The 11,427-nt window shown below is 57.4% G+C and carries 11 protein-coding genes; 8 read left to right on the top strand and 3 right to left on the bottom strand.

Annotated elements, in window-relative coordinates; translation table 11 throughout:
* Positions 1–113: 113 nt before the first annotated feature.
* Complete coding sequence (locus PMI34_RS17595) at positions 114–1,871, bottom strand: L,D-transpeptidase family protein (RefSeq protein WP_008048958.1); 1,758 nt, start codon at positions 1,869–1,871, stop codon at positions 114–116.
* A gap of 85 nt (positions 1,872–1,956) precedes the next feature.
* Here PMI34_RS17595 and PMI34_RS17600 point away from each other — a divergent pair, with 85 nt between their 5' ends.
* The 6 genes from PMI34_RS17600 to PMI34_RS17625 all read left to right on the top strand — a co-directional run bounded on the left by PMI34_RS17600 (position 1,957) and on the right by PMI34_RS17625 (position 7,602).
* Complete coding sequence (locus tag PMI34_RS17600) at positions 1,957–2,685, top strand: murein L,D-transpeptidase catalytic domain family protein (RefSeq protein WP_008048957.1); 729 nt, start codon at positions 1,957–1,959, stop codon at positions 2,683–2,685.
* A gap of 80 nt (positions 2,686–2,765) precedes the next feature.
* The gene (locus tag PMI34_RS17605) at positions 2,766–4,487 is read left to right on the top strand and encodes a copper resistance system multicopper oxidase (RefSeq protein ID WP_008048956.1); all 1,722 of its coding nucleotides are present in this window, start codon (positions 2,766–2,768) and stop codon (positions 4,485–4,487) included.
* A 10-nt stretch (positions 4,488–4,497) separates the two neighbouring features.
* Positions 4,498–5,361: a copper resistance protein B gene (locus PMI34_RS17610; RefSeq protein ID WP_008048955.1), complete on the top strand. Its 864-nt coding sequence runs from the start codon at positions 4,498–4,500 to the stop codon at positions 5,359–5,361.
* Between the two features lie 52 nt (positions 5,362–5,413).
* On the top strand, positions 5,414–5,797 hold the full coding sequence (gene copC / locus PMI34_RS17615; protein WP_008048953.1) for a copper homeostasis periplasmic binding protein CopC: 384 nt from the start codon (positions 5,414–5,416) through the stop codon (positions 5,795–5,797).
* Positions 5,798–5,800: 3 nt separating this feature from the next.
* Entirely contained in the window at positions 5,801–6,724 is a 924-nt protein-coding gene (gene copD / locus PMI34_RS17620) for a copper homeostasis membrane protein CopD (RefSeq protein WP_008048952.1), read from the top strand.
* 116 nt (positions 6,725–6,840) lie between these two features.
* On the top strand, positions 6,841–7,602 hold the full coding sequence (locus PMI34_RS17625) for a transporter substrate-binding domain-containing protein (RefSeq protein WP_008048951.1): 762 nt from the start codon (positions 6,841–6,843) through the stop codon (positions 7,600–7,602).
* A gap of 68 nt (positions 7,603–7,670) precedes the next feature.
* On the opposite strand, the gene PMI34_RS17630 is transcribed toward PMI34_RS17625, so the two are convergent.
* A complete protein-coding gene (locus PMI34_RS17630; protein WP_008048948.1) occupies positions 7,671–7,889 on the bottom strand; it encodes a hypothetical protein in 219 nt (72 codons plus the stop codon).
* Between the two features lie 469 nt (positions 7,890–8,358).
* Here PMI34_RS17630 and PMI34_RS17635 point away from each other — a divergent pair, with 469 nt between their 5' ends.
* Positions 8,359–8,628, top strand: a complete 270-nt coding sequence (locus PMI34_RS17635) for a hypothetical protein (protein WP_008048947.1) — start codon at positions 8,359–8,361, stop codon at positions 8,626–8,628.
* Between the two features lie 137 nt (positions 8,629–8,765).
* Here the strand turns inward: PMI34_RS17635 and PMI34_RS17640 are convergent, their stop codons facing one another.
* Positions 8,766–10,271 (bottom strand): hypothetical protein, encoded by a 1,506-nt coding sequence (locus PMI34_RS17640; RefSeq protein ID WP_008048946.1) that lies wholly within the window; start codon positions 10,269–10,271, stop codon positions 8,766–8,768.
* Positions 10,272–11,038: 767 nt separating this feature from the next.
* On the opposite strand from PMI34_RS17640, the gene PMI34_RS17645 reads away from it, so the two are divergent.
* Entirely contained in the window at positions 11,039–11,254 is a 216-nt protein-coding gene (locus PMI34_RS17645; RefSeq protein WP_008048944.1) for a hypothetical protein, read from the top strand.
* The last annotated feature ends 173 nt before the right edge of the window (positions 11,255–11,427 follow it).

Below are 11,427 nucleotides of genomic sequence, written 5' to 3'. Positions count from 1 at the left end.
ACTGCTTCGCAGCCGAACGCAGCCTCGCGGGCTCGGCAGCTGCTACAAAGGGTGTCGCGGATGAAATTGCTTAACTGACTGGCATTAGCCCCAGTGGTGCCTATTTTACCCTTTCAGGGTTGATTGCTCTGCCCCGTCACCACCAGCGGTATCTCTGCGCGACGCAAGTCCAGCGCGGGCAGTTTCGTAGGCTGACTCAAGCCCTGCAACACCCTGGCATCGTAATCATAAATGTCGGGCTTGAACGTCACCCGCCCGTCGTTGCTCAGGTCCACAGTCCAGTAAGCCAACAACACCGGCACTTTCACCGGCAGCAGGACGTTCTCGGTCCGGCCATTGGCCAACTGCTTCTGGATGCCGGCGCTGTTCCAGCGCACCGGGTCGTTGAACAACAACTCGACCAGTTGCAGCGGGTTTTCCACGCGGATGCAGCCCGAACTGGTGGCCCGGACCGTCTTGGCAAACAGCTCTCGGTGTGGCGTGTCGTGCAGGTAAATCGCATAGTCGTTGGGGAAGCGGATCACCACCTGCCCCAGCGAACTGTCGGGCCCGGCATCCTGACGCAGGTGGATGCCTCGCGGATTGCTCCAGTCAACGTCCGACGGGTCGAGCACATTGCCTTCACGGTCGAGCACACGAATGCGGTTGGCCGCCAGATAGCCCGGATCGTTCTGGACTTTCGGAATCACGTCCTGCTTGAGGATGGTCGGCGGCACGGTCCAGGTCGGGTTGAAGGTGATGTAGGTGATTTCGGCCTGGAACACCGGCGTACTGCGCACCGGTTTACCGACTTGCACCCGCGAACGCCAGATCGGCAGACCGTCGCGGTACATCGCCACCTTGTAGCCGGCGATATCGACGATCACGAAGGTTCCCTGAAGTTTGTACAACAGCCAGCGAGCGCGCTCCATGTTGACCCGCACCTGATCGATCCGCGCCTCGACAGGCACGTTCAGTGCCGCCAGCGTCGCCGCCCCCGCCACGCCATCGGCACCCAGGTATTGCTCAGTCTGATACTTCTTCACCGCGGCAATGACCTTGCCGTCGTAACCGGCCTTTTTCGACAGGTGCGGGTCCAGGTAACCGCCCGCCACCAGACGCGCACGCAATTGTGCGACCGCCACACCGTCCATGCCGGGCTTGAGCGATTGCCCTTCGGTGACTTTCGGCCAGCCGCCCGCATCACGGACCTGGCGCAACCGGGCCAGGCCCTCACGCAAGTTGCGGTAAATCTCTTCCTGAGGAGGTGCCTCGGCAAAGGCACGCCCCACGTCATGGTCATCCAGGGCGGCGAACAGGTTGTTCATGTCCTCGCGGGCATTGCCGCCGGCAGGTTCGAAATTCCAGTGAATGTCCAGCCGCGACGGATCGACCTTGCCCCGTCGCAGTTGCAGCAGCGCGGTGATGAACGTGCGGGTCGCCGCCATGTCGAACATCGCCCGTTGCGCCGTGGAAGGCATGGCCGCCGCCAGCGATTCATGGGCCTGTGCCAGTTCGGTGATGCGAAAATCCGCCGGATTCAGGCCGTCGATTCGGGTGTCTTCCAGGCTCTTGAGTAATTGCGCCACGTCACGATCGTCTGTCCACGCGGCGCGATAATTGCGATGCATATAGAAATCGAGCACCACCCGGCTGACATCCACGCGCTGATGGCGCCTGGACGTGAGCAACGGCGGAAAGGCCGACCGCAGCGGTTCCAGCGTCGCCTGAATCGCATGGCCGACCGCATCGCCGGGCGTTGCGGCATCGATTGTGCTGCTCGCTACAGATACCGGCTCAATCGGCGAAATTTGCCCAAACGCCGCACCGCTGATCAGAAAGCCCATAAAAAACATGCGGCTTATGACGAATGACCTTGTTAATTGCACCATGGATAATCCTTAATCCCCCGTTTCAAACGGCTAGCTTTCCACTCGCTGCCAGCTAGACTCGAAATTATCATGATGAGACCCGACTATGGCGCTAAACCGCTTTGGCCTTTTATTTGCCATTTTACTGACGTGCCTTTCAGTAACGTCAGCCTACGCCGATTCGCTTGAAAACGCGCTGGTCAAAGCAGCCCCCGGTGCCGACGCCAAAGTGATTGCCCTGGCCGTTCGCGCCACCCAATGCAGCCGCGCACAAGGTATCGCCCCCGCCCAAAGACTGGCGGTGATCGATTACTCCCTGCCCTCGACCGAACAACGTCTTTGGGTCTTTGATCTTAAGCGGCGCAAGTTGCTGTTTCACGAACTGGTCGCCCATGGTCGCAACAGCGGTGAAAACATGGCGACGCTGTTCTCCAACCGCAACGAAAGCCACGCCACCAGCCTCGGTCTGTTCCGCACCCAGCAAAGCTATCTCGGCCAGAACGGTTACTCGCTGCGCATGGAAGGCCTGGAGCCCGGCTTCAACGACAACGCCTTTGACCGGGCCATCGTCATTCACGGCGCGCCCTATGTCAGCCCGGTGCTGGCCCGCGCCAATGGCCGCATCGGCCGCAGCCTGGGTTGCCCGGCCGTCAGGCCGGCGATTGCCCATCGACTGATTGATTCGATGAAGGGCGGGCAATTGTTGTTTTCCTACTACCCGGACCAACGCTGGCTGAAGTCGTCTTCCTACATCAACTGCGGCGGCGACACCGTGGCCTCAAGGGAAAAGTCCACTTCAAGCCAGAAAGCGACGTCCAACCTGTCAAAACTGTAATCCCCGCCTCAGCCTGCTGAAAGGCACCGCCCGCTAGCCTCGTCGACAAGTTCAACAGGCTGACGGGCGGAACACACGGCATGCACTCCCACACTTCAAGACGCACCTTCGTCAAAGGCCTGGCCATCGGCGGGCTCTTCGGCGGCCTCGGGTTATGGCGCACGCCGGTCTGGGCGATCAGCAGTCCCGGCGAACCCCAGGTGTTGGCCGGTAATGATTTCGAGCTGTCCATCGGCCAATCCCCGGTCAACTTCAGCGGCAGCCCGCGCACCGCGATGACCATCAACGGCGGCATTCCCGGCCCGCTGCTGCGCTGGCGCGAAGGCGATACGGTGACGCTGCGGGTGCGCAACAGACTCAAGGACAGCACATCCATTCACTGGCACGGCATCCTGCTGCCGGCCAACATGGACGGCGTGCCGGGGCTGAGCTTCAAGGGCATCGAGCCTGGCGGCCTGTACGTCTACCAGTTCACCGTGCGGCAGAACGGCACCTACTGGTATCACAGCCATTCGGGGTTCCAGGAACAATCCGGCGTCTACGGCCCGCTGGTGATCGACGCCAAGGACCCGGAGCCGTTCCAGTACGACCGCGACTACGTGGTGATGCTCAGCGACTGGACCGACGAAGACCCGGTCGGCCTGATGAAGACGCTGAAAAAACAGTCCGATTACTTCAACTTCAACAAACGCACCGTGGGCGACTTCATCCACGACGTCAGCGAAAAAGGCTGGGGGCCGACCGTCGCCGATCGCAAAATGTGGGCCGAGATGAAGATGAACCCCACCGACCTCGCGGACGTCGGCGGCGCCACTTACACCTACCTGTTGAACGGCCAGGCACCGGACTCGAACTGGACCGGGGTGTTCCGCCCGGGGGAAAAGCTGCGGCTGCGCTTCATCAACGGCTCGGCCATGACCTACTTCGACGTGCGCATCCCCGGCCTGAAAATGACCGTGGTCGCCGCCGATGGCCTGCACGTCAAACCGGTGAGCGTCGACGAGTTTCGCATTGCCGTGGCGGAAACCTTCGACGTTATCGTCGAACCGACCGAAACGGCCTACACCCTGTTCGCCCAGGCGATGGATCGCACCGGATACGCACGGGGCACCCTGGCAATGAAGGCCGGACAGGTTGCGCCACTGCCGCCATTGGACCCACGCCCTCTGGTGACCATGGATGACATGGGCATGGGCGGCATGGGTATGGCCGGCATGAACCACGGCAGCATGGCAAGCATGGATCACAGCAACATGGCCATGGGCGACATGCCCGGCATGCAGTCCCACCCGGCCTCGGAAACCGACAACCCGCTGGTGGACATGCAAGCCATGTCCACCTCACCAAAACTCGACGATCCCGGCATGGGCCTGCGCAACAACGGTCGCCGCGTGCTCACCTACTCTGACCTGCGCAGCACCTTCGAAGATCCGGACGGCCGCGACCCTGGCCGCACCATCGAGCTGCACCTGACCGGCCACATGGAAAAATTCGCCTGGTCGTTCAACGGCGTGAAGTTTTCTGATGCAGAGCCTCTGCGCCTCAAGTACGGCGAGCGGCTGCGGATCGTGCTGGTCAACGACACGATGATGATGCACCCCATCCACCTGCATGGCATGTGGAGCGACCTCGAAGACGAGAACGGCCAGTTCATGGTGCGCAAACACACCATCGACATGCCACCCGGCTCCCGGCGCAGCTATCGGGTCACTGCCGATGCGCTCGGCCGTTGGGCCTATCACTGCCATCTCCTGTACCACATGGAAATGGGCATGTTCCGTGAAGTTCGCGTGGAAGAATGAGGCGCACCCCATGATTCGATTCACCCCGTTTTTTTTGGCACTCGCGACCTCGACGGCGATAGCCGCCAGCGATGACATGCAAGGCATGGATCACAGCCAGATGGACCACGGCCAGATGCAAGGCATGGACGACGGCCAGATGCAGCCCGCCGCCCCCAGCGAAAGCCGCACGCCGATCCCGGTGCTGACCGATGCCGATCGCGCTGCGGTGTACGCCGATCCCGCCGGTCACCACGTACATGACAGCACGCTCAATTCATTTTTCCTCGCCGACAAACTCGAGTGGCAGGACGCCGACGACGGCAGCACCCTGGCCTGGGATTTGTCCGGTTGGGTCGGCGGCGACATCGATCGCCTGTGGCTGCGCTCCGAAGGCGAGCGCACCAACGGCGTGACCGAGGACGCGGAAATCCAGGCCCTGTGGGGCCACGCCATTTCCCCGTGGTGGGACGTCGTCAGCGGCGTGCGCCAGGACTTCAAACCCGGCGCCCCGCAAACCTGGGCCGCGTTCGGCGTGCAAGGCATGGCGCTGTACAACTTCGAGGCCCAAGCCACGGCCTTCATCGGCGAAGGCGGCCAGAGCGCCGTGCGGCTGGAAGGCGACTACGACATCCTGCTGACCAATCGGCTGATCCTGCAGCCGACCGTCGAGCTCAATGCCTATGGCAAAAACGACCCGCAGCGAGGCATCGGCGCGGGGCTGTCCAACACCGAGGCGGGTTTGCGCCTGCGCTACGAAATCCGCCGGGAATTCGCGCCCTACCTCGGCGTGACCTGGAACCGCACCTACGGCAACACCGCCGACTACGCCAACGACGAAGACCAGGACCGCAGCGAAACCCGCCTCGTGCTCGGTGTTCGGCTGTGGTTCTGAACAGACTCACCCAAAACCAACAACAACCGCTTCGAGCGGTAAAGGACCTTGCATGCGCCTCATCAAACCCACCGCCGTCGTTATCGCGTTACTCAGCGGCCTGCTCATGAGTACCCTCGCTCAAGCGCACCCCAAACTGCTCGCCTCCACGCCGGTGGAAGGCGCAGAAGGTGCCCCGCCCGACAAGATCGAACTGCACTTCTCCGAAAACCTCGTCACCCAGTTTTCCGGCGCCAAACTGCTGATGACCGAAATGGCCGGCATGGCCCACGCCCCGATGCCGGTCAAGGCCAAAGTCAGCGGCGGCAGTGATCCGAAGACCATGTTCATTACTCCCACAACACCCCTGACTGCCGGCACTTACAAGGTCGAATGGCGCGCGGTGTCGTCGGACACCCACCCGATCACCGGCAACGTCACGTTCAAAGTGAAATGATCGATGAGCGACTCGGCCAACGTCGTTCTACGGTTTGTGTTGTATGTGGATTTGATGCTGTTGTTTGGCGTGGCGCTGTTCGGGTTCTACAGCTTCAAGGGGCAGGAGCGGCTATCCGGGACGGTGCTGCCCTTTCGCCGGCTGTTGACGGCAACAGCCGGGCTCGGCGCACTGCTGTCCATCCCCGGCATGGTGCTGATGGCCCGCACCATGAGCGGCGAATCAGACGTTACCGAGTTGCGCCCTCATCTCGAAATGATGCTGTTCGAGACAGACGTCGGGCTGGCCTGGGCCGTGCGGATGATTGCACTGGCGGTCGCGGGCGTTGCATCGATGCTCAACCCACGCGCACCCGGCATCAGCCTGGTGATCGCCTCCATTGCCGGCGGCATCGCCCTCGCCAGCCTGGCCTGGAGCGGGCATGGCGCCATGGACGAAGGCAGTCGCCGAATCTGGCACTTTACTTCGGACATCCTGCACCTGTTGGCGGCCGGCGCCTGGCTCGGCGCGTTGCTGGCGTTTGCCTTGATGGCACAACCCCAAGCCCTGCAAACCGAAGCACACATACGCTTGCTGGCTCGCGCAGTCAGGCGATTTGAGCTTGTCGGTGCGCTGATCGTCGTGGGCATCACCGTCACGGGCGTGGTGAACTACCTGTTCATCGTCGGGCCGAAACTCGATGAGGTTTTACTCAGCCCCTACGGAATTCTGCTGGCGATCAAAGTACTGCTGTTTGCCGGGATGCTGGTGTTGGCGGCGCTGAACCGATTTCACCTTGGCCCCTTGCTGGAGCGGTCGTTGCGGGAGGGCCAATATCGCGTGGCAGCCCACGCACTTCGACGCAGTGTGGTGGTGGAAATGACCGCGGCGGTTTTGATTGTGGGCTTGGTGGCGTGGTTGGGGACGTTGAGCCCGGAAGTGGAATGAGCCATCTTCAGGGGGCGTTGATTTTTCACACCGGTGAAAGTTTCACTACACTCTCCCCTTCAAAACCACTCCAGCACAAAAGCCCGATAACAATGACGAAAATCAAAAGAGCAATGATGCTCGGCGGCTTGCTCGCACTCTCCCTTGGCGCCCAGGCAGAACCTTCGCATCTGGACAGCGTCATGCAAAAGGGACAACTGCGGGTTTGCACCACCGGCGACTACAAGCCCTACACCCTCAAAGCCGAGGACGGCGAATACTCCGGCATCGACATCGCCATGGCCCGCGCCCTGGCCGACAGCCTTGGCGTCAAGGTCGAGTGGGTGCCCACCACCTGGAAAACCCTGATGCCCGACATGCTCGCCGGCAAGTGCGACATCGCCATGGGCGGCGTCTCGGTCACCCTGGAACGGCAGAAAAAAGCCTTCTTCAGCACCATCCTGGACGTTGACGGCAAAATCCCCCTGGTGCGCTGCGAAGACCAGGCGCTGTACCAGACCGTCGAACAGATCAACCAGCCAACGGTTCGCCTGGTCGAACCCGCCGGCGGCACCAACGAAGCCTTCGTCCACGCCTACCTGCCCAAGGCGCAATTGCAACTGCGCGACAACGTGAGCATCTTTCAGGAACTGCTGGATAAAAAAGCCGACGTGATGATCACCGATGCGTCGGAGGCGCTGTACCAGCAGAAGCTCAAACCGGGCCTGTGCGCCGTCAACCCCACGCACTACATGCAATACGGCGAAAAAGCCTACCTGCTGCCCCGGGACGACATCACCTGGAAGCTGTACATCGATCAGTGGCTGCACCTGGCCAAGGCGACAGGCAACTACCAGAAGATCCTGCGCCAGTGGCTGGCGGTGCCTGACGCCAAGTAACGGATCGTTTTTTTCGCACAAAAAAGGGCGCATCCAAAGGGGCGCCCTTCTTCATTGCGGACCACGCATCAATTGTCGTGCAGCAAACCTGAACCGTATTCGCCGAAGCTGTTGCCCAGTGCGCTGCCGTGGAAATTCATCTTGTCGGGGTTGCTGGTAGGCCCCGGGCCGAAGCCGGCAGGTTGCACGGAGTTGGCCGAATAATCGCTGTGGGTGCTCACACCCGAACAGGCGCTCAACAACAAAGCACCGGCAATCAGCGAGACTTTGACGAGGTTTGCGATCATTTTTTTGATACCTGCAGGTTGAGACGCGGGGGGACATGACCTTTGGAGGTCATCCTATGTCTCACCTCAACGAAACATCATGAAACTTTTCGGCAAGTCAGCGTTGGTTCAGGAATTGCGATGTCTTAAAAATCGGTGCCAGTGTTCAAAAAGAGCAGCGTCCTACACGACATCAGGAATTGTCCGTACACTCCGCCATTGCTGCACCTTTGCCACGAGTCCTATAGTCCGGCCCACGCCCTCACGGCGTGTCGGGTTTGGCGACTCGATTGCAATTGAACCGAAGCCTTCGACCATTTCGGAGCGCTTCGGAACGCACCTGGCTGCCTGTTTTATGGTGGCTGTGCGCGGGAGACCCCAGGGTCTGCCGGTTTCTCCATTGCCCGGTTCGCCAACCCGCGTACGGCTACCACCCTCTCGTTTGGCGACGATTGAGTGATAGCTCTCATAAACTAATGGAGCTTCACTTATGAATGAGTACATGGCTTTAACCAGCAATGCCGATGACCTGCCCTCGCTGTTCGTCAACACCACACAACCTCTGCATTCACTGCTCAGCACGGCCAGTTACAGAATTCGAGCGGTAACGCAGATTCTTGAAAATCTGGCGATGCGTGGTGACATCACCAGCGATACGGTGGTTCTCAGCGACTTTGCGTTGTTGTGCTGCGTGCCGTTGCGCGATGGTTGTGATGTGTTGGATGTGATTGCGCGGCGGATGGATGCTGAGGCGTCCTGATGAAAAAGAGGGGCGTCCAGCTTAGACGCCCCCCTCGACTCACTTTACAAGGTCTTGTATTTGCATAATCTCCTATTTCTATTCGATTGGTATCACCGTGAAATGAGACTACCAAAATTTAGGCGTCCCACCAGTAATTAGGCAACACTGGCTGTGGTAGCGCTAGCATCCTTAACGACAGGCTTTTCCATTACCTCCTGAGTCGCGAGACCGTTTTCGACTTTCTCGGCTTGAGCACTCAATAATTCATCAGTTCTCGTAGCTAGCTTTTTCGCAAGCATTGAAAATCCAGGAAGTTTTGACAGCGTTTCTACTGAATCAGATAATTTCGCACTATTCTCCAAAGCATCCATCAATGGATGGTCTGACTTATTATAATCGGTAATCAGCTTACCTGGATTTTCCGAGCTAACCTGTAACAAATTAAACAACAAGCGGGTTCTCAACTCATCTCTAACAACACTCTCTCGAGGTAGAGACTCTATCTGATTAGACAAACCAGAAAACGTTTTCCCCAGAACTGCCTTATGCGTATACTCTTCAATCAAACGCTTAGACAAATTAAGTTTTTTATTTGACGAATACGCGAACCAAAGCACGGGAAAATAAAGAGGCAAAATCGACACTATCAAACTAGGAGTGTCTTTAATCACCTGAACTAAGTCAGCCCCTTTCCACCCAAGAAGAAACACATCAACCCCAAACGGTATCAAAGAAACAGCGACCATTAAAGCAATTGCAACCTTAAAACTTAACTCATACTTCTCCGACGATACCACTTCATCATCTTTTTTCTTTTCATATGCAGCACTTAATCCAGCCGCCATTGCGCCGGGCAACAACCCCGTTATCTCATCATCAATAGCTGAGTACCGCTCTTTCGATTCTGAAATAAGACTTTCAAACCGCTCCCTATCCTGAGACAGATCAGCTTCATATTTCTCAATCACCCCCTTAACCGCACCGTCAACCTCACTCTCTAGCGCCGTCACTTTTGCTTCCACGGAACCATATGCACGATTTAAAGAGTCAACCAACCCATCAACGCGTTCAACTGACCCATCAGCACCTTTCACCTCAGTCCCAAGAATGGATTTGTGCAGTTCGTCAATTTCAGACTTTTTCTTCATCGAATGGGTGAGGAGGGCTTCAATATCCTGAGCAACCACCGCAGAACTATCCAACAGCTTCGTTACTGTGACAACTTGGTCAGGTAATTTCTGAGCTTCTAGTAATGCGGCCTTAATTACAGAAAGTTCACTACTCATAACCGTGCTAGCAGAAGAGATTGAGTCAGTTAACTCAACTGCCTTAGCGCAAATGCTTTCATTTTTGGTAGCAAGACTTTTGATTTCATTGACCGAGGTCTTGGCCACCTCGACGAGAGACTTAACGCCGGCCACCTCTTCCTTTACAGCCTCGCTATACTCCAGAAGCTCTTTTATAGCGTTATCAACGCCGACTTTTGTACTTTTGATTTTTTCCTCAATATCTGATGCATTATCAGCAGAGGCGCGAGCGGCCGCTTCAGAATCTGTGACCTTCAACCTTATTTCACTTGTCAGCGCTTTAAGCTGAGAATTCACCTCAGATTTAAACCTTTCAAAATCAGCCGGATCTACGCCCTTGTCTAAAAACCCCATACCAACTCCTTATATTTTTTGTTATCTAGCATCAATACAAACCGGACTCTTAACACCTACGACGCCCCGCAAAACACATAAAGTTTCCAACAATACTTCACCCAACAAACCAACGGAGCTAATTTGATGCTTTCTTAAACACAACCACTGCTAGACCGAGTGGCTATTTGTCATCTAATGTAACGTTTTACCTCCAGCCAGACACTGATGTCGAATGATTTCCACCGGAGAACGCGGAAAGATTTATTCACTAAAACCGAACCAACCACATCTCTGTGTGCCGTTACATCTCAAATACCCCGAGCAACATTACAAGATCACCGAAACCCCACCATCCCATTCCTGATAAACTCCCCCTCCTCCCAGCCTCACCGATTCCAGATCCCCCATGTCCGTAACCACCGCCACACCCGCCCCGCTCTCCCGCCGTTTCTCCGTCGCGCCGATGATGGATTGGACCGACCAGCGCTAACCTCCGCTACTTACAAGGCCTACAGCCAATAGCCTTTTCACTCGTACCAGTTTTGTACCAGTACCACCCCCTCACCCGCTGTAAACTTCCGCTCTAACAAGAAAATCTCCTCGCCCCCTTGCACGCTTTCATGCGTGTTCGCCATTTGATGCTAGTGGTCCGCACCTACTCCGACCAAATTTAATCCGACAACCATCCTGCCGTCTCCGTAGCAAAATTTAGACGACCACTTTGTAGTTCCTGTTGCGGGCACTGTCGCTGCTATGCTTGAGGCATTCTCGGATGGAGTCGGTCCATGTCAGGTGATTATTCGCTGCCGGATGTATTGGAAAGGATTTACCACAACCAGCTGGCGCTGGAGGCCGCCGTAATGGAGCTTACGCTGTGGGTGGAGCATAGGGGCTCCGCAGAGGTCGGTGGTAATGTTCGAGGTGCTCTGGAGGCGATTGGCGAAAATGCAGGCCATATCAAACAGGGCCTGGCTCGGCTTAAGGGCATGGATCTCCGCTAGGTTTCAACCAACTCGAAACGACTTCATGGTCGCTTCAGGCAAGCCCAATGATGGGAAATATAAAGTCTTTTGATCGCTGCTATCGACCAGAAACGGTCATTCGTGGCGGACATAAAATCGCCAACGTGACTCGCTTCAGGTCCAGATCCAGATCCTTGCCATAAGAACGTACC

This window comes from Pseudomonas sp. GM74, from assembly GCF_000282455.1.
Classification (GTDB): Bacteria; Pseudomonadota; Gammaproteobacteria; order Pseudomonadales; family Pseudomonadaceae; genus Aquipseudomonas.
The sequence above is the reverse complement of the archived record's forward strand: the minus strand, read 5'-3'. Positions and strand labels throughout refer to the sequence as shown.